The organism is Helicobacter sp. 16-1353, assembly GCF_003288815.1.
Lineage (GTDB): Bacteria > Campylobacterota > Campylobacteria > Campylobacterales > Helicobacteraceae > NHYM01.
This window is the reverse complement of sequence record NZ_NHYM01000016.1, coordinates 1-19,547: the sequence shown is the minus strand read 5'-3', so window position 1 is coordinate 19,547 and position 19,547 is coordinate 1. Positions and strand designations below refer to the sequence as shown.

Below are 19,547 nucleotides of genomic sequence, written 5' to 3'. Positions count from 1 at the left end.
AACCTTAGATTCTAAGGCTTTATATTTATAGAATCTTAAAGATTCTAACTACACAACATCAAAAATACTTAAAAATTTCTTTGCTCTTGAACTTTTTGGATTATTAAAAAAATCATTTGGCAGGGCAGATTCAGCAATCACTCCATTATCTAAGAAAATAATTTGCGAGGCGATACTTTGGGCGAATTTCATCTCGTGTGTTACGATAATCATTGTCATTCCATCTTTTGCAAGTTCTAAAATCACATTTGAAACCTCATAAGCCATCTCAGGGTCAAGAGATGCTGTAACTTCATCAAATAGAAGTATTTCTGGATTCATACATAAAGCCCTAATAATAGCAACTCTTTGCTTTTGTCCGCCACTTAAGAATCTCGGCATAGAATCTTTTTTATCACTTAGATTGAATCGCTCTAATAGAATTAAGGCATCTTTTAACACCTCATCTTTTGGTCGTTTTTCAACCTTTATCGGTGCTAAAGTAATATTATCAATAACATTCATATGCGGAAAAAGCTCATAACTTTGAAAAACCATACCAATTTTTTGACGAATTAGCGTCCAATTCGTGCTTGGAGTATTGATAGTTTTACCACCAAATATTATCTCGCCTTCATCTGTCCCCTCAAGTCCATTTATACATCGAAGTAATGTGCTTTTACCGCAACCACTTGAGCCTAAAATAACAATAACATCACTTTTATTAACGGCGAAATTTATATCATTTAAAACGATATTATCATTAAATTTTTTTACCAAATGTTTAACTTCTAATAAAGGTTTATTCATCATTACTCCATTAATATTTATATTTTTCTTCTAGGTAAGAGCCAAGCAATGAGAGTGGATAACAAGCGATAAAATATAGAAAAAATATCAATCCATAAATCCAAAATGGTGCATCTGGAATCTGCAACATTGAATGCTCAATTATCTGCTGTCCTGTTTTTAGCACTTCTACAACGCCGATTAGTGGAGCAAGTGAAGTGGTCTTAATGATTCTACTTGAGAGATTTATCGCTAAAGGTAGCATTCTAACAGTTATTTGTGGCAATATAATATATCGATTTACCATTCCTTGCGTCATTCCAAGACTAAGGGCAGATTCTATTTGATGTTTTGGTAATGATAATATAGCTCCACGAACTAAATCAGCCATCTCAATACTTCCCCACGCAACAAATACAATAATTACACTTGTGGTGGAATCTAAACTAATAGAGCTAATTTGTGGCAATCCAAAAAATACCAAAAAAAGCCAAACTAAGATTGGGATTATACGAATCGCTTCTAAATAAAATCTAAAAAATGCCTGAATAATAATATTTTTTGAAGTCATAATAACGCCAAAAATTATCCCAAAAATCATCGAAAAGAATATCGAAATAAATGCGATTTTAATCGTTACAAGAAGCCCAAGTAGGATTCTTTGGAGATTATTACCATCGCTTAAAATCTCAAACATATCTAAGCCTTTTTTCCAGATACGAAAAGAAAATCGATATTGGCAAAAGTATAATTAAATATGCACTTACGAGCATAAATAATGCTTCGTTTGTTTTGTAATAATTGCCTATAATATTGCTTGTTGTATACATTAAATCTGCTAGAGCTATAACTGTTACCACACTTGTTTCTTTTATTAAAAAAATGATATTTGCTCCAAATGATGGAATAGAAATGCTAAAAGCAAGTGGCACTACAATATATCTAATAAGTTGAAATTGGCTAAATCCAAGACTTAAAGCAGATTCTACTTGTATTTTTGCAATAGATTCTAATGAACTTCTAAAGGTTTCACACATATAACTAGCTCCTAAGAATGTAAGCCCAATTATTGCGGTAGTTTCTGCCTCTAGTTTAATATCAAACATTTTAGGGAATCCGTAATATAAAAACACAAGTTGGATTAAAAGCGGGGTATTGCGAGAAATCTCAATATATATTTTTGTGATAGTTTTTAATATCGGGATTTTGTAATACAAAATAATAGCTAATAATAATCCAATAATAATAGAAAATAAGATTCCAAAAAATGAAATCTCTAAGGTAAGTAAAAATGCTTTAAAATAGACATTTACATTATTTAATATAAAATTAAAATCCATATTAATTTCCTAATTGTTTTTGCTTAAAGATTATTTTATTTTAGATTTATTTCTTAAAAAAATATATAAATGTAAAACATCAATGCTAGCAGGAGTAATTCCGCTTATACCCAATGCCTCACGCAGATTATTTGGTCTAAATTTATTTAGCTTTTCTACAACCTCAATACTAAGTCCGGGTATATTATCAAAAATAAAATCTTCTGGAATCTTGATTTCTAATGTAGAATCTAATCGTCTAATCTCTGCAATTTGCTTTTTAATATAATGATAATATTTGCATTCTATTTTTATTTGCTCTAAAGCACGAGCCGACATTCTATCAAAAATACAATCTAATTGTCTAATCTTAGATATATCAAAACTATCACGTCCTACAAGCTGAATACCTTTTGTAATATCATTTATTTTTATTTCATTAATTGTTTCTAAAAATGTTAAAAATTCCTTTGTAGGCGTATAATCTGTCATTTCTAAAAATTCTAATCCCTTATTAATATCATTTTGGTCTAATAATATATCATCAATATTATCTAATAATCCAAATCTGTATCCATATTTAGAAAGTCGAAAAATGGCATTATCTTCCCTAAGTAAAAGCCTATATTCTGCCCTTGAGGTAAAAACGCGATATGGTTCATTTGTGCCTTTTGTAACCAAATCATCAATCATAACACCAATATAGGCTTCACTTCGCTTCAAGATAAATTCACCTTTATTTTTGATGGCTAGGGCTGCATTTATCCCCGCTACAATCCCTTGAGCTGCGGCTTCTTCATAACCTGTTGTGCCATTGATTTGTCCAGCTAAATATAGATTTGCGATTTTGCGAGTTTCTAGTGTGTGCTTTAGCTCTGTTGGCATAACATAATCATATTCAATAGCATAACCATATCGCGTAATTTGTGCAGATTCCAGCCCATCGATGGAGTGTAAAACCTGCTCTTGAATATCAAATGGTAATGAAGTAGAAAGCCCATTTACATAGTATTCATTGCAATCTTTTGTTTGTGGCTCTAAAAAAAGTTGATGCCTTGTTTTTGAAGCAAATCTATATACTTTATCTTCAATACTAGGACAATATCTAGGACCTATGCCATTAATTTGTCCGCTAAAAAGTGGCGCTAGATGAAAATTATCTCTAATAATTTTATGCGTAGTTTCATTGGTATAAGTGATGTAGCAAGGAAATTGTTTTGGATTAAATGTTTCTCTATTTGTCCTAAAACTAAAATTAGGTGGGATAGAATCTCCATTATGGGTTTCAAGATTAGAAAAATCAATACTTTTACCATCAATTCTAGGACAAGTCCCTGTTTTTAATCGCCCCATTTCAAAGCCAAGATTCGCCAAATCTTCCCCTAAGCTAATAGAGCTACTCTCGCCTACTCTACCATTTTTTGACATATATTTTCCAATATGCACAACACCATTTAAAAATGTCCCTGTTGTAATGATGACTTTTTTTGCTTTATATATTTTTCCAATATTTGTTTTAACGCCAAATACAGAATCATTTTCTATTAATAATTTATCTGCAATCTCTTGAGAAATACTCAAATTTGGCATATTAAACAATATATTTCTTGCAAATACTTTATAGCTATCCATGTCGATTTGAGCCCTAGTTCCACGAACTGCCGGACCTTTTGAAGCATTTAGGATTCTATACTGCAAACCGCGATTATCTGTAATAATTCCCATAATTCCGCCCAAAGCGTCGATTTCTTTTACCAAATGTCCTTTTGCAAGTCCGCCGATTGCAGGATTACAACTTGCTAAACCGATATTTTCAACTAAAATGGTTAATAAATGAACCTTAAGTCCCATTTTGGCTATCGCGTAACTTGCTTCGATTCCAGCATGTCCACCGCCGATAACTAATACATCAAAATCTCTTGACATCAAAACCTAAATATGACCTTTCTTATTTTTATAAAAATTTTTATATTTTTACTTATAATTACATAAGTGAATATAAAATATACTTTAAAGATAGTTTTGCTAAATTTATATAAGTGCTAATTCTATAACTTTTAGTATATATTGTAACTTAAATCTTAATTGGAGAACAAATGCAGGATTTTCTAAAAAAGCTATTACCTAATAAAGATTCCAATGCATCGCGATATTATACAGCGGTTGTTTTAATAGGTATAGTTGTATTAATTATTGTTTTAAATATAAAGCTATTAGCGTGGGCTATGATAGGATTATGTTTTGGGATTGCTTTTTATGAAGCAATTCGTTTATATGGACTAGAAGAAAAAGCTAGTTTATACATTTCTGCGGGGATTATTTGGATAATTGCATATTTTCATAATAATCCAATCTATATCGCTTTAGTTGTGCTAGTTGTTATGGCTTCATACAATGCTTTCATACAAAATACCAAGAGTAAGGATTATTTAGTTATTTTATATCCTACAATACCATTTTTATGCTTTTTTAGTATTTATGTTAATTTTGGTGTAAAAACTATTATTTGGCTTATCATAACTGTGGCAGTCGCTGATATTGGTGCTTATTTTGGTGGAAGACTATTTGGTAAATCGCCACTTTCTCCTGTATCCCCTAAAAAAACACTTGAAGGTGCTTTAATTGGACTTGTATTAGCGACATTGATTGGAACTATTGCTGGAATGATGGTAAAAGGCTTTATAGCGTCATTTTTCATAACATTTTTTATAGCTACAATTTCTATATTTGGGGATTTATACGAAAGCCTATTAAAACGAAATGCAAATGTCAAAGATAGTGGCAATATTCTTCCGGGGCATGGCGGGATGCTTGATAGAGTAGATGGATTATTATTTAGTAGTGTTATTATGCTATTTTTGCTTGATTGGATATAAATGATAATACTCGGTTCTACCGGAAGCATTGGCATTAATGCTATTGATATAGCAATTAAGAATCATAAAAAGATAGAAATGCTTAGTGTCGGGGATAATATAGATTTATTAAATAAACAAATCCAAATGACAAATCCAACATTCATCGTTATAAAAGATAAAAAAAATGCCAACAAAGTAAGATATTCAAATAAACAAAAGCTTTTTTTTGGAGAAAGCGGAATCTTAGAAGCACTAAATCTAAGTAAAAGCAAAATCGTTATTAATGCGATTGTTGGATTTAGCGGATTAAAGCCAAGCTTAGAAGTCATAAAACTAAATAAAAAACTAGCCCTTGCTAATAAAGAAAGTCTTGTTGTGGGTGGAAAATTACTTGATAGCACAAATATTATTCCCGTAGATAGCGAACATTTTGCATTAAAAGAATTAATAGGCAGTAAAAAAAATATAAAAAAGATGATAATTACGGCTAGTGGCGGGGCTTTACGCGATTGTAAAACCAAAGATTTATATTATCAAACACCACAAAACGCATTAAATCACCCAAATTGGGCTATGGGTAAGAAAATAACCATTGATAGTGCAACTATGATAAATAAGCTTTTTGAGATTCTAGAAGCAAAATGGCTTTTTAAAACAAATAATATTGATGCTTTAATCGAGCGAAATTCCATTATTCACGCATTAATCCAAACAAATGATAATGCATTTTACGCACATTTAGGAAGTAATGATATGAAATTACCCATATCCTATGCAATACTTGGCAAAAAAGCTAAAAATATAGATAGCATAAAAGAAATTGACCTTACAAATTATACATTTAATCTTAAAGCTATTGATACGAAACATTATCCATTGTGGAATCTTAAGGATAGTTTATTACAAACTCCGCAACTTGGCATAATTCTAAATGCCGCAAACGAAATCTTGGTTAGCAAGTTTTTAGATGGAAAGATTCCATTTGGTAAGATTAGTGATGGAATCTTTAGTGCAATTGCTAGATTCTCAAATGATATAAAAAATATAGACAATATTAGTGATATACAAAATATTGATAATCAAGTAAGGAATTTTAGTGATAAAATTTAATTGACTTTTTAAAATTTACTTAGGTAAAATCATAATTTTAAAATTAAATTTTAACTTCAAAAACTTCCAAATAATAGATTTTTGGTAATCCTGTTAGAAAATTTTTAAATTTTGCTTAAAAATTCAATAAGAAAAATAGGAATGGAGATAATAGTTTTTAAACTTAATGAAATTATTGCAAACAAACTTTAAGGAAAAATACAAATGACAAATGACAATAAAGATTCAAATAAAGAAACAAAAGAAATTGCTAGAGATAATCACAAAAAAACCCACACTCCTGCAAACGCCTATAAAATAGAAGAATTAAAATCTATGAATCTAACAAAACTCATAGATATAGCAAATAAATTAGGTGTTGAGAATCCACAAGAATATCGTCGCCAAGACCTTATGTTTGAGATATTAAAAACGCAAGTAAGCCAAGCTGGATATATTTTGTTTTCTGGAATCTTAGATATTACAAATGAAAATTATGGATTTTTAAGGGGAATTGATGAAAACTTTTCGGATTCCCAAAATGATGCGTATGTTTCGCTTACACAGATTAGGAAATTTGCATTAAGAAATGGGGATTTAGTAACAGGACAGGTTCGAGCACCAAGAGAACAGGAGCGATACTATGCTTTATTAAAAATCGAAGCTATAAATCATCTCTCACTTGAAGAAGCGAAAAATCGCCCATTATTCGATAATCTCACTCCATTATTCCCAAGCGAACAAATCAAATTAGAATACAATAGCACAAAAGTTACAGGTAGAATCTTAGACCTTTTTTCACCCATTGGCAAGGGACAAAGGGCATTAATCGTTGCTCCGCCTAGAACAGGAAAAACAGAATTAATGAAAGAACTAGCACACGGAATCTCCACAAATCATCCTGAAATTGAATTGATGGTTTTATTAGTCGATGAGCGTCCCGAAGAGGTTACAGATATGCAACGAAGTGTAAATGGGCAAGTTTATAGCTCAACTTTTGACCTTCCAGCCTCAAATCATATTCGCGTAGCAGAGTTAGTTTTAGAAAAAGCAAAAAGACGCGTAGAAATGGGAAAAGATGTAGTGATTTTGCTAGATTCTATAACTCGACTTGCAAGAGCTTATAATACCGTAACGCCATCAAGTGGTAAAGTTTTAAGTGGTGGAGTCGATGCAAATGCCTTACAAAAACCAAAAAGATTCTTTGGAAGTGCTAGAAATATCGAGCAAGGCGGAAGCTTAACGATTGTAGCAACTGCTCTTGTGGATACTGGCTCACGAATGGACGAGGTTATTTTTGAAGAGTTTAAAGGCACGGGAAATGCCGAAATCGTGCTATCTCGGGCGATTGCCGATAGGAGAATCTATCCTGCATTTGATATTTTAAAATCTGGCACAAGAAAAGATGAGCTATTACTTGGTAGTGAAAAACTACAAAAAGTATGGGTATTACGAAACTTTATGCAACAATTAGGCGATATTGAGGCATTAAATCTAATCTATTCTAAGATGAAAGATTCTAAAAGCAATGATGAGTTTTTAAATAAGATGAACGAACAAGAATAATGAAAATAGGCGTATTTGATAGCGGAATAGGCGGACTTACCGTCCTAAAAAGCCTTGTGAATTCTAGATGTTTTAGCGAAATAATTTATTATGGTGATACAGCAAGAGTGCCATACGGCGTAAAAGATAAAGAAACAATCATACGATTTTCCATTGAAGCGGTAGATTTTTTTAATAGATTTAATATCGATATGCTTATAGTCGCTTGTAATACAGTTAGTGCATATGCGATAAATGCAATGCGAAAATATGCTACTTATCCCATAGTTGGCGTGATTGAACCGGGTGTTTTGTCGCTTAGCAATAAGATTAGCGATAAGAATAAAAATATATTAATAATCGCTACAAAAGCCACGACAAAAAGCAGAATCTATGAAAAAAAACTACATAAATTAGGATATAAAAATACACATAGTTTGCAAACAGGATTCTTTGTGCCGTTGGTCGAAGAAGGGATTTTTAAGGGTAAATTGCTAAATACGACATTTGAATATTATTTCGCTAATACCAAGATTCCAGATGCGATTATATTAGGTTGCACGCATTTTCCACTAATCCAAAATGAGATTAAAAAGTATTTTCACAATAAACCCATCCTAATCCACTCAGGAGATGCGATAATAGAATATTTGATAAAAAAATATAGATTAAAAAAAGTTAGCAAAAAAATGCCAAAAATTAGCTATTTTGCTTCCGCAAATCCAAAATCCATAAAAGATTCCGCTAAAATTTGGCTTAAATAGATTTAATTCCTATGTGGCATTTTGTGCGGATTGCCACTATCTCCGGCAAATGTGATATTTTCGCCATTTATATCATAAGCTTGACCGAAACCCTTTACAAATCGCCCAGATTTAAACTCAAGGCGGACAAGGTAAAAATCACTCATTTTACGAATGGTTTTTATCCCGCCAGAGCCACCAGTCTTTCGCTCAAACTCATCAAATGCCCCCTCAAACTCCTCGCTTCCACGCTCTACAAACTCCGCCTCGCTCCTATATCGAAGCCGCGCTCGCAAAATCACGCTTTTTGCTTTTGCCTCATCTTGCAAGAACATAATTTCTAAATTTTTTGGATTGGCACTTATGCTCTCAAAATGCTCCGCCACCTCGCTAATATAAATATAATACTTGCCCTTATAAGCGATACACGGGGCGTAGCTGGCTATCGCTCTGCCGTCTTTTGCGATACTTGCGATACAAACTGACCCACAAGATTCTACAAATGCCTTAATATCGGCTTTTACGCCCTCTATATCATAAGTTTTTGGCACGGATTGGCATAGCTCGATAATGACATTTTTGAGCGTCTTTTCTGTGGCTTTTTGCGGGAACTCCACTCGCAGATTTTTCCCATCATAGGCTATATCCAAGCCCTCTAAATCAATGCCTTTTAATGCGATTTCTTTTATCTCTCCAACTCCTGCAAACTTCTTGCAAACGCCTATTAGTGCGTCTTTGTGGTCGTCATTCATATGCTTTATAATGCTTTCATAACTCATAATTTTTCCTTTTTAAATTAGTTGAAATTGGTTGAAAATCCGCATTATTGCAAAAAATATTAGAAATTAAACTTAAGAATGATTATTATTTATCTTTTTAAATTTCATTTTTAACATTTTGGGAAAGCCGTAGATTCTGGGGAAATAAACGCAGAATCTTCGCCTAGATTCCATATACGGCAGAAGCTTTTTTATATCATTTTTACTAAATTCTAAATCATTTTTATAGCCGATAGTTTGCAAAAGCTTTAAAAAATATATGATAAATTCACGGGCAGAATAGATTAAAAAGCCCTTTCTTAAATCGCACTCATTGCAAATCTCATCACTTTTGCAATTCACACATTTAAGCAAATCCGCCAAATCTAAAAAGCGATTTATAATTAGAAAATAGCTATTTAGTGAGTGCTTTTTTCTTGTCAGTGAGTGCGTATTCATTATGGAATTTGGGCGGTTTATGCGGTAGTTATAAAGTGGCGTATTGGTGATGAAAATTCTGCTAGACAAAGCAAAAGCATATCGTCCAAATAAATCATCTTCGTGGTAGACTTTGGGCGTAAATCTAAGATTATGGGAACGCAGAAACTCCACATTATGCGTATATAGCCACGCCATATTTTGGGGCTTAAATGTGGGGAAATCACGCAAAATACTAAGTGTTTTAATGGGGCGATTTATGTAAATATCTGGCAAATTTATATGCGTAGTTTTGGACTTTGTGGCATTTGGAATGCTCTCATTATGGCAATTATAGCTACTACACGCCACAAAATCGACCTTATTTTTACTAACGATTTTATAAATATGCTCTAATGCAAAGCTCTCCAAATAATCATCGGAATCTAGAAAAACGATATAGGAATCTTGTGGGTTTAGCGTGGAATCTATGGCGTTTGTGGAGTCTGTGGAATCTATAAAATTGTGGGCGTTTGGGGAATCTACCAAATCTTGCGAATTTGTGGAAATTGCGGAATCTCTTCGCGATTTGGATTTTTCAAATTTAAGCGTGGAATCTGTGGAATCTGCAAGATATTTAGAATCTTTAGAATCTACCGAATCCCTAGAATCTAGCGTAGAATCCGCTAAGATTCTAGCTTCTAATTCCCCCCCCCCCATTTATTGGCAATATTATTACCAGCTTGGTTGAATATTTTAGCCACATATTCTATCCCCGCATTTCTAGCCAGTGATAGTCCGCCATTTGCTTGATTGATAAGGATAAATCGCTCATCTTTTTTGGCATAGATTTCCGCGATTTCGCCACTTTTATCCGTGCTTCCGTCATTTATCAAAATTGCCTTAAAATTCCTATAGCTTTGATTTAGCACGGAATCTAGGCAGGTTTTAAGGTATTTTTCCACATTATAAATGGGGATAATCACAAAAAAATTAATTCGCTCCATTTTCACGCCCCTTTTTGCATATTTTAAAGCTAGGATTCTACTATATTTGGATAAATCCTGACATTATATTGTGAAAATCAAAGCATAGAATAATATGCAAAGGCTGTGCAAATAAGGCATTCTCTAATACGAGTATCTAAAATCAATAAAATAATTTCGCCCTTGAGCGTAAAGATAGGCATTGCCGATTGTTGGGTCGATTGAGCTTGAGTTGTAATACACGAAATACGCCGTATCTGCGACATTCCTAACGCCAATCGTAGTTTTAAAACTACCAAGATTCAAGTCTATCCCCAAATCGCTTAGCACATACGCCTTAAGTCGCTTGTATGCGGCATCTCGCATTGGTCCATTTATGGAGTTTTGAGTCCAAAGCGTTACGATATCATTTATATCCCATTCAATGCCGATAGTAGCCTTAAGCGAGCTTACATATGGGATTAGCTTATTTTTCATATCTATGCTAGAGCCACTTAGATTTGTGAGCTGTTTGCCTTTTAGGATTCTTGCATCTATATAAGTGAAACTCTCGCTAAATCGCAAGGATTCATTAAATGCATATTGTTCGCTATAAAGCTCGATTCCAGCGCGTGAAGTCAAGTCGTAATTGCTATATCCAAAGCCACTTAGCCCCGAATGAGCCGAGCCAAAGCTATAAATCTCATCTTGCGTTAGCGTGTAAAATATCGCTCCGGACAAAAACACATGATTTCCAATAGTGCCTTTTGCACCAAATTCAAGGGTATTGTATTTCTCGCTTTTTAGATTCGAATCTGTGTATACGCCATTTCCTAGCCCAAAGGTAAGCATATCCGGATTTGGTGAGAGATAGCCACGCTCGTATTTCGCGTATAAATCGCCACTTTCAAAGCTGTATTTTGGGGCGATTTCTAGGGCAAAGTTTGAGATATTATCCTTTATTTTTTTGGAAGTGCTAGTTATAATCGTATTCCTATTTGAGTAATATCGTCGCTCTCCAGTGTAGTTTGCATTCTCATATCTAGCCCCCGCAGTTAGGGAAAGTCGTGGAGTGAAATTATATTTTTCGATTAGATAAAGTGAATTTGTCCATTTATTGGCATCTACTGGCGTTTGTATATCGTGGTCCATTGCCATTGTCGCACTTACCGTATTCATAAGCCCATCATAATGAAGATTTAAAAACCGCTCCCCAATATTATAAATCGAATCAAACCCTACAATTAATGTGCCACTCCCATGCTGCCAATCATATCGAAGTTGCAAACCATATTTCATATCTTCAAAATACGACCCACTCTGGGAGAAATTAGGCACATACATATAACTCGCTCTATTTGCATACCACGCACCAGCCACATAATGCAAATATCGATTTTGCAAATAGTGATGGACTAGCTTTGCTTGAAAGCTGTGATTATCGCCGAATTGCCCCTCATAGCCGATTGCCACATCTGCCCTATTTTGCTTCATTTTTATATCGCCCTGCCCTTTGTCATAGCGTTTGGATTTACTTGGGGCATTATTATCACTGCCAAATCCAGTAGCACTTCCAAAAGTCGTGCCGATAGAAAATAGCAAGTTTGGCGAAGTATCCGTAATCCCATGAAAGCCACTCACATCGATAAAAAGCGAATTATTTGCGTTTATATCATAGGTGAGATTTCCGCCTAGATTGAAAGCATTTCGCTCATCGCCCTCTCTATAGCCTTTTTCATAGCCATACGCCCCACTTAGGGAATAATACAGCGAATCTAGCATTTTCCCAGCAACTCTAGCATTTGCATTTAGCTTCGAGCCGAACAAGCCACTTTTATCAGTGGGTGTGCCTGTGTAGCTTACTCCAGCACTTGGGGTGAAAGTCTCATATTTTTTCTTTGTGATGATATTTACCACGCCCCCTCGTGTGCCATTCCCATACATTACCGCTCCGCCACCGGGCAATATCTCAATTCGTTCAATATCGCCCACCGCAATGGAATCCAGCGGAGTCGTGCCGTGCGAAGAATCTAGCATATTTAGATTCGTGTCATTTAGTAGAATCTGCGTTGCGATGTTACTTTTCTGCCCTTGCCCTCGAATGTCTAAATTGCTCCCCAAGCCGACATTATTTTTCGATACAAACGGCACATAATCAAAAATCTCGGTAGTATTTCTAAAGCCCTTATCAGCGATAAAATCCTTATCGATAATATAAACATTGCGGTTTAAATCATCGACTTGAGATTTCATAAAGCTATCTGTTATGGAGATTTCTATTTGGGCTTGTTTTAAGCCACTTGAAGCACTTTTAGAATCTTGCGAATTCGTGGAATCCGTAGAATCTTGGGAGTTTTTAGATTCCATAGATTCCATAGATTCTTGAGATTCCGCAGATTCTATAGATTTGTTAGATTCTATAGAATCTTGGGATTCCAAGCCTTGCAATGCCGATATAAACACCAATATTAAAGCCAAATTTTTATACTTCATAATAAACCCCTTTTTAATAATTTGTAAATTGTAGAAAATGATAATAATAAAAAAAGATAAAATTAAAATTAAGAATTACTCTTAATTTTAATATAATATTTCATTGTAAATAAGAATATTTAATATTAAATTAAGCAAAAAGTTATAACATAACGAAATAAACTTAATAATGATAATGCTTATTAATATTTATCAAATAATAAAAATTATCATTTTAGAAAGGCAGAATATGATTTTGAGTGAAGTAAAAAATGGCAATTTATATAAAATAGAAAAGATAAATGCCCAAAATAAACTTTTTTATAAATTACTTGATATGGGTTTTGTGAGTGGAGCTGTAGTTGAGGTGGTTCGAGAAGCTCCACTAAGCGACCCATTAGAGCTAAAAATACATAATTATCTAATCAGCCTTAGAAAAAGCGAAGCGGCACTTATTGAGGTTAGTAAATTATGAGTGATGAAAAAAATCAAGACGACTCCAATCAAATAATAGATTCTAATAAAATAGAAAATACTTCATTGCATAAGAGCAAGATAAAAGTCGCCCTAGCAGGTCAGCCAAACTGCGGTAAATCCACGGTTTTTAATATGATAAGCGGGATTAGGCAGCATATCGCTAATTATCCGGGCGTAACGGTGGATAAAAAATCAGGGCATTTTAGCTATAAAAATAACGATATTGAAGTGGTCGATTTGCCCGGCACATACTCGTTTAGCTCGTATTCACTGGAAGAAAAGGTCGCCAAGGAATTTATCATAAATGAGAATCCGGACATTATTTTAAACATCATCGATGCTTCAAATATCAAGCGGAATCTCTACCTAACTTTCCAGCTCCTAGAGATTGGAAAGCCCGTAATTGTGGTGCTAAATATGTGTGATGTGGCGAAAAATCGAGGCATAAAAATTGATACTGCTAAAATCGCGGGGCTTCTAAACTGCCCAGTTATCGAGGCAAGTGCCGCAAAAGGCGTGGGAAAAGAAGAGATTTTAGAGGCAATTATCAATAGCAAGAATCTAACATATACGAATTTTCGCATAAATTACGATGAGCTAGAATCCTACATCGCTCAGCTTGAGGGGAAAATAAGAGCCAAGACGCAGAATCTAGATTCGAGGAAGAATCTAGATTCTAGGTGGCTTGCGATAAAAGCCCTAGAGGGCGATAGCTTTATCATTAATATTTTGCAAAATATGGCGGAATCTCCGGCGGAATCTCCGGCGGAATCTGTGGCGAAGTCTGCGAGTGCGACGGAATCTCCGGCAGAATCTGTAGCGAAATCTGCGACTTTAAACGCGCCGGAAAACAAGACGAATAACGCTCCGGAAAAAATAACGGAATCCACACAAAATATTAGTGATGAAGTAGAAAATTTAAGAGCAGATTTTCATAATAAATTCGACAAAGATATCGAGCATTTTTTGGCAAATATCCGCTACGATAGTGCTGATATCATCTACCACAAGTGTATTAAAGAGACCAAAAAGGGGCAGAAAACATTAACTGATAAGGTCGATAGATTCGTGCTAAATCGATGGCTTAGCTTCCCTATTTTGCTGCTGATTATTTTTATCATTTATGAAGCCTCGATTGTGGGCGGCTATAAGCTTACGAATTATACTTGGCCTATTCTAGCTACGCTAAAAAATTTCGTAATTGATATAAGCCCAGCTGGGGATATTACGCATGTGCCGATGACAACCGACCTAGCCATTTGGCTTATAAACTCCGTGAATGCACTCCTAAACTATATCCCAATATTTTTGATACTTTTCTCGCTCATTGCGATTTTAGAGGATATTGGCTATATGCCTAGAATGGCGTTTATTTTAGATAGGGTGTTTAGGAAATTTGGGCTTCATGGGCAGAGCACTCTGCCACTTGTGCTTGGAGGGGCGTTCGTCGGGGGCTGTGCGGTTCCGGGGATAATGTCTACGAAAGGAATCGCCGATGATAGGGCTAGAATGGCGACGATTCTAACTGTGCCACTTATGAACTGCCTTGCAAAAGTGCCGTTCTACACGCTTTTAGTTGGGGCGTTTTTTGCAGCTCATATGAGTTTAATGCTATTTTACATCTCCACGATTACTATTTTTGCTGCCCTAATTATCGCAAAAATTCTAACTTCCACCATACTTCAAACAAGGCAAACGGCACCATTTGTGATGGAGCTTCCGCCATATCATTTGCCGACTTTTAAGGGTGTAATTTTAAGGGCGTTGGAGCGCGTGTGGGTGTATATCAAAAAGGTCTGCACTATCGTTCTAGCCGTGGCTATCATACTTTTTGCGATGTTGCAATTCCCCGGATTAAGCAAGGAGAAGCAAGATTATTATAACGGCGAAGAAGCGAAGATTCTGGCTGTTTTTGATAAAAAAGTGAAAAAAACTAAATACTATGAAATGCTGGATTCTAGGGAAAAAGTCGCAAATGCGTTAAATGTCTATGAGAACTATCGAGGCAAAAAAATGACTGGGGGAAGCGATGTCGATGAAGTTTTTGAAAAAAAATACCCGGAAATCTATAAATTTATCAAAGTGCCAAAGGGCGATAAAGACGCTAGGGTTATAAATACAGAGCTTCGAAAACTATCAAATGGTAAAAATAAAATCTTGCGAGAGCAGAAAAACGACAAGATAGAAAACTCCCTTTTAGGTATGGCTGGGAGGGCGTTAGAGCCGATTTCAAAATTTGCTGGATTTGATTGGAAAATAAATGTGGCGTTCTTAAGCTCATTTGCCGCACGGGAATCTGCCGTGGCAACCTTAGGAAGTATCTACGAGCAGGGAAAAAGTCCAATTATAGAAAATGTGGAATCTGGGGCGAATCCAAATGTGGAATCTAATGCAGAATCTGCGAATCTAAATGTGGATTCCACGAATGCGAAATCTATTACAAAAACCGCGGAATCTAGTGTGAATCTAGAATCTAATGCGAATCTAAACACAGATTCTGCAGAATCTAATGCAGATTTATCTGCTTCGCAAGCACAGCTTAGACCAGAGGAGGCAATGGCACAAAATAGTGGCTACACGCCTTTGCACGCCGCAAGTATCATAATCTTTATGCTACTTACGCCCCCTTGCATAGCCACAATGATAGTTTTAAAAATGCAGACAAATAGCTGGTTGTGGATGATTTTTGCACTGCTTTTTCCATTTTCACTCGCATTAATCGTCTCTTCACTATTTTTCACCATCTCAAATGCCCTAAATTTGGGCGGTTTAGAGGCGATGAGTTTTTATTATGCAATCGTGCTAATCATTGCTTTAATACTTGGATTTATCCCTGAGAAGCGGAAAAATTGGAGCGGTGGACTATCCGCTGTATATCAATCAAAGGAGGGAAAATAATTCAATTCTGGCGACTTGATATAGGATTTATAAATAATTTTAAAGGAGAAAAAATGATAAAAAAAATATTTATTTCATTATTGGTAATGGGTTTTAGTTCTAGTTTATTCGCACATTCGGCGTTAATGAACTGCTTTGATAATGGCGATGAGACGGTAACTTGCGAGGGCGGATTCAGCGATGGAAGTAGTGCAAATGGCGTGAAATTCGCCATTGTGCAGAATGGAAAGTCCATAATTAGCGGGAAATTTGGCGAGGATAGTAGCTATACATTCAAAAAGCCAAATGGCACATATGAGGCACATTTGGACGCTGGTGAGGGGCATAAAGTCGTAGTAAAAAGCAAAGATATTGCAGAATAAAAGGAGGAAAATATGATAAAGAAATTTTTAGTTGGTTTAATGTTGGTAGCGGGGTTAAGTAGCTCACTTTTGGCACATTTTCAAATGATTTATACGCCAGAATCTGCCCTAAATAAGGGGGCTGAGATTCCACTAAAGCTAATTTTTACTCACCCATTTGCGGACGAACACACGATGGATATGGGCTTACAAGCGGATAAAAGTAGAGCTGGGATTGTAGATTTTTATGTAATCCAAAAAGGTAAGAAAACCGACCTAGTAAAAACACTAAAAGAAATGAAATTTCAAGGCTCAAATAACGCTGGGATAGGCTATGAGACTACTTATAAGGCAAGAAGCTTGGGGGATTATGTATTCGTTTTGACCCCTGCTCCGTATTATGAGGCGAACGAGGACGCATATATCCAGCAGATTACAAAAATGGTGGTGAATGTGGCTGGAGCCCCTAGCGACTGGGATAGTGAGCTTGGGCTAAAGGCTGAGATTGTGCCACTAACTAAGCCTTATTCGATTTGGACTGGTGGGACTTTTAGCGGGATAGTTAAAAGTAATGGAAAGCCCGTGCCATTCGCTGAAATCGAGGTAGAATACCTAAACCATGATATTGATGTGAAAAATAATAAAACCAATAAAAAAGCGAATGTCAAGGCTCCGCAAGATAGCTTCGTAACTATGGGGATTAAGGCGGACGCGAATGGGAAATTTACCTTTGGGTTGCCGAAGTCTGGCTGGTGGGGATTTGCCGCACTTGGTGTGGGAAGCGACACGGAGTATAAAGGCAAGGAGCTAAGCCAAGATGCCGTGATTTGGGTGCAAGTAAAGGATATGAAATAGGGTATTTTGCGATTTGTGGGGGTTTTGGCGGAATCTTGTGTGAAAGTTTCGGTAGAATCCTTAGGGATTTTGGAAAAATTTTGGCGGAAATTTTAATAGGATTCGGCGGAATCTTTAAAGAAATTTCGCTGAAACTTGGGGATTCTATGGAATCCTTGAACGGTTTGAGCGAGAATCTATAAGATTCTAGTAAAAAAATAAAGCTAGATTCTTGGGAACGACAAAAATATAAAAAATTTTTTGTTTCACTTTTAACTTTTTAAGCAAATCTCGCAGAATCTTTAAAATTGCGTAGCAATTTTATAGACTTAAGATTCTGCGTGAAACGCCCAAATATAGGCGTAGGCGGAAAAAGTTAAAGAGGACTTTGCCCTCACATGAAATCCTTTAAAAATTGCTTTAGCAATTTTTATAAATCTTGTATGAGGCGTCAATCTCATACATAAAAAAGGGGTGGTGGGCAAAAATGAGAATAGAATCGAGGGCGAAGCCCTCCACCGAATAAAAACGCTTTGCCCTTTTAAGCGAATCTAGATTCAAGGCAAAGCCCTTATAAAGTCGCTCTTCCAAAGAATCTTAACTTTAAAATTAAGGCGATTTGTTTAGTAAAGGGGGACAAGGGGCTTGAATGATGAATTTGCCACTGCGTGGCAAAACGCAGTTTCTAGTAAAACGAGCGGAGCGAAGTTTCTTGTAAAGGCAAAATTCTCTCCCTATTCCTCCAAAGCCACCAAAGCGTAGCTTCTTGGAAAATGAGCGAAGCGAAATTTCCTACCAATCCCCGATGACGCTTCTCTCAATGCTGTGCTTCGCACAGGACTTGAGAAGCTAACTAAAATTGCGTCGCAATTTTTACAAAGGTTCGAATGGGGCGTGAGATTCACACAAAAGCGGATTTGTTCGCATAAAATTAATGTAAAGGAAAAAAATGGAAATTTTTATAGTTCTTGGTTTGGCAATATTAGCTGGAATCTACTTGGTGTATTCAGCAGTAAAGAAAAAAGGCTGTGGCTGTGGTAAAGAGGGCAGTTGCTGTGAGAGCAAAAATGCAAAACATCATACAGATTGAGAACCTCTCTCATAATTATGGCAGTAAAAAAATCTATGAAAACTTGAGCCTAAATATCGAGGAATACTCGGTATTTGGGGTCTTAGGCAAGAATGGAGTGGGGAAATCCACGCTTATTAACATACTTATGGGATATATTAAGCCAAAAAGTGGTGTTTGCAAGATATTTGGCGAGGATAGTAGCACTCTAAGCCCCAGTGCCAAGCGAGATATCGCCCTATTGTTTGAGAATTTTATCACCTATGATTTTATGGATATTCAAACAATAGAGCGGTTTTTTGCCGCATTTTACCCCAAGTGGAAAAGGGAGTATTTCTATGAGCTAGTCGATTTGATGGGCTTAAAATACACGCAAAAGCTCGGCACTCTTTCATTTGGGCAGAAGTCGCAAGTGGTTTTGGGGCTTGTTTTCGCCCAAGATGCGAGGCTTTTAATCCTTGATGACTACTCAATGGGGCTTGATGTGGGCTATAGGAGGCTTTTTGTGGATTATCTTAAGAATTATATTTGGGATTCGCAGAAAAATATTAGAAAGACTATTATCCTAACTTCCCACATTATGGGCGATTTGGTGGGGTTGATTGATAGAATGATTATCGTTCAAAAGGGCGGACTTGTGTATAAGGAGAGTATGGGCTATTTTTTGGAGCATTTTAAGTGCTACAAGATAGAAAAAACGCAGAATCTAGATTCCTATAAATTCGCCCAGTGCGAGAAATATAAGGATTTTAATTATATTTACACATTTGAGAATTATGAAGATTTGGAAGTGGTGGAATGCGATTTTGAGAGTAAATTTTTAGGATTCGTGGGGAAATATTAGGGCTAAACTTGGGCGTTAAAGCTAAAAAATAGATTTTAAAATTGCTTTAGCAATTTTAAATTAACTTCTTAGTCTCCGTGCGTCAGCAACGGACACCGCAAGAAGCGTCATCGGGGGTTTGGGGGGATTGCGAAGCAAAGGGGGGATAAG

General features: G+C 35.6%; 19 protein-coding genes. 11 read left to right on the top strand and 8 right to left on the bottom strand.

Annotated features, from left to right (window positions below; all coding sequences use genetic code 11):
- Positions 1-48 precede the first annotated feature (48 nt).
- Genes CCY99_RS08595 through mnmG form a run of 4 tightly spaced genes read right to left on the bottom strand, consistent with a single transcriptional unit; the run spans position 49 to position 4,013 of the window.
- On the bottom strand, positions 49-789 hold the full coding sequence (locus CCY99_RS08595; protein ID WP_112061013.1) for an amino acid ABC transporter ATP-binding protein: 741 nt from the start codon (positions 787-789) through the stop codon (positions 49-51).
- 10 nt (positions 790-799) lie between these two features.
- Positions 800-1,465, bottom strand: a complete 666-nt coding sequence (locus tag CCY99_RS08590; protein ID WP_112061012.1) for an amino acid ABC transporter permease — start codon at positions 1,463-1,465, stop codon at positions 800-802.
- Positions 1,458-2,108, bottom strand: a complete 651-nt coding sequence (locus CCY99_RS08585) for an amino acid ABC transporter permease (protein ID WP_112061011.1) — start codon at positions 2,106-2,108, stop codon at positions 1,458-1,460. The genes CCY99_RS08590 and CCY99_RS08585 overlap by 8 nt, the downstream gene beginning before the upstream one ends.
- A gap of 30 nt (positions 2,109-2,138) precedes the next feature.
- On the bottom strand, positions 2,139-4,013 hold the full coding sequence (mnmG, locus tag CCY99_RS08580) for a tRNA uridine-5-carboxymethylaminomethyl(34) synthesis enzyme MnmG (protein ID WP_112061010.1): 1,875 nt from the start codon (positions 4,011-4,013) through the stop codon (positions 2,139-2,141).
- Between the two features lie 170 nt (positions 4,014-4,183).
- On the opposite strand from mnmG, the gene CCY99_RS08575 reads away from it, so the two are divergent.
- The 4 genes from CCY99_RS08575 to murI all read left to right on the top strand — a co-directional run bounded on the left by CCY99_RS08575 (position 4,184) and on the right by murI (position 8,343).
- A complete protein-coding gene (locus tag CCY99_RS08575) occupies positions 4,184-4,963 on the top strand; it encodes a phosphatidate cytidylyltransferase (RefSeq protein ID WP_112061009.1) in 780 nt (259 codons plus the stop codon).
- Positions 4,964-6,055 carry a 1-deoxy-D-xylulose-5-phosphate reductoisomerase gene (gene dxr, locus CCY99_RS08570; RefSeq protein WP_112061008.1) on the top strand — a complete coding sequence of 364 codons (1,092 nt, stop codon included), beginning with the start codon at positions 4,964-4,966 and terminating at the stop codon, positions 6,053-6,055. It abuts the gene before it with no gap.
- Positions 6,056-6,259: 204 nt separating this feature from the next.
- The gene (rho, locus tag CCY99_RS08565) at positions 6,260-7,600 is read left to right on the top strand and encodes a transcription termination factor Rho (RefSeq protein WP_112061007.1); all 1,341 of its coding nucleotides are present in this window, start codon (positions 6,260-6,262) and stop codon (positions 7,598-7,600) included.
- Complete coding sequence (murI, locus tag CCY99_RS08560) at positions 7,600-8,343, top strand: glutamate racemase (protein ID WP_112061006.1); 744 nt, start codon at positions 7,600-7,602, stop codon at positions 8,341-8,343. The genes rho and murI overlap by 1 nt, the downstream gene beginning before the upstream one ends.
- Positions 8,344-8,345: 2 nt before the next feature.
- On the opposite strand, the gene CCY99_RS08555 is transcribed toward murI, so the two are convergent.
- From CCY99_RS08555 to CCY99_RS08540, 4 genes are all read right to left on the bottom strand, one after another.
- Positions 8,346-9,101, bottom strand: a complete 756-nt coding sequence (locus CCY99_RS08555) for a HugZ family heme oxygenase (RefSeq protein ID WP_112061005.1) — start codon at positions 9,099-9,101, stop codon at positions 8,346-8,348.
- A gap of 72 nt (positions 9,102-9,173) precedes the next feature.
- Positions 9,174-10,217 carry a hypothetical protein gene (locus CCY99_RS08550; protein WP_112061004.1) on the bottom strand — a complete coding sequence of 348 codons (1,044 nt, stop codon included), beginning with the start codon at positions 10,215-10,217 and terminating at the stop codon, positions 9,174-9,176.
- Positions 10,199-10,504, bottom strand: a complete 306-nt coding sequence (locus CCY99_RS08545) for a glycosyltransferase (RefSeq protein WP_112061003.1) — start codon at positions 10,502-10,504, stop codon at positions 10,199-10,201. The genes CCY99_RS08550 and CCY99_RS08545 overlap by 19 nt, the downstream gene beginning before the upstream one ends.
- A gap of 123 nt (positions 10,505-10,627) precedes the next feature.
- Entirely contained in the window at positions 10,628-12,955 is a 2,328-nt protein-coding gene (locus CCY99_RS08540) for a TonB-dependent receptor (protein ID WP_112061002.1), read from the bottom strand.
- 229 nt (positions 12,956-13,184) lie between these two features.
- Between CCY99_RS08540 and CCY99_RS08535 the strand changes: the two genes are divergently transcribed.
- The 7 genes from CCY99_RS08535 (at position 13,185) to CCY99_RS08505 (ending at position 19,397) form a co-directional block, all read left to right on the top strand.
- Positions 13,185-13,409: a ferrous iron transport protein A gene (locus CCY99_RS08535; protein WP_112061001.1), complete on the top strand. Its 225-nt coding sequence runs from the start codon at positions 13,185-13,187 to the stop codon at positions 13,407-13,409.
- Entirely contained in the window at positions 13,406-16,309 is a 2,904-nt protein-coding gene (gene feoB, locus CCY99_RS08530) for a ferrous iron transport protein B (protein ID WP_112061000.1), read from the top strand. The genes CCY99_RS08535 and feoB overlap by 4 nt, the downstream gene beginning before the upstream one ends.
- 53 nt (positions 16,310-16,362) lie before the next feature.
- The gene (locus tag CCY99_RS08525) at positions 16,363-16,671 is read left to right on the top strand and encodes a hypothetical protein (RefSeq protein ID WP_112060999.1); all 309 of its coding nucleotides are present in this window, start codon (positions 16,363-16,365) and stop codon (positions 16,669-16,671) included.
- A gap of 12 nt (positions 16,672-16,683) precedes the next feature.
- Positions 16,684-17,505 (top strand): DUF4198 domain-containing protein, encoded by an 822-nt coding sequence (locus CCY99_RS08520; protein WP_112060998.1) that lies wholly within the window; start codon positions 16,684-16,686, stop codon positions 17,503-17,505.
- Positions 17,478-17,687, top strand: a complete 210-nt coding sequence (locus CCY99_RS08515) for a hypothetical protein (RefSeq protein ID WP_112060997.1) — start codon at positions 17,478-17,480, stop codon at positions 17,685-17,687. Before CCY99_RS08520 ends, CCY99_RS08515 begins: the two co-directional genes overlap by 28 nt.
- Before the next feature lie 746 nt (positions 17,688-18,433).
- Positions 18,434-18,574 (top strand): FeoB-associated Cys-rich membrane protein, encoded by a 141-nt coding sequence (locus CCY99_RS08510; protein WP_112060996.1) that lies wholly within the window; start codon positions 18,434-18,436, stop codon positions 18,572-18,574.
- On the top strand, positions 18,540-19,397 hold the full coding sequence (locus CCY99_RS08505; protein WP_258444000.1) for an ABC transporter ATP-binding protein: 858 nt from the start codon (positions 18,540-18,542) through the stop codon (positions 19,395-19,397). Before CCY99_RS08510 ends, CCY99_RS08505 begins: the two co-directional genes overlap by 35 nt.
- The last annotated feature ends 150 nt before the right edge of the window (positions 19,398-19,547 follow it).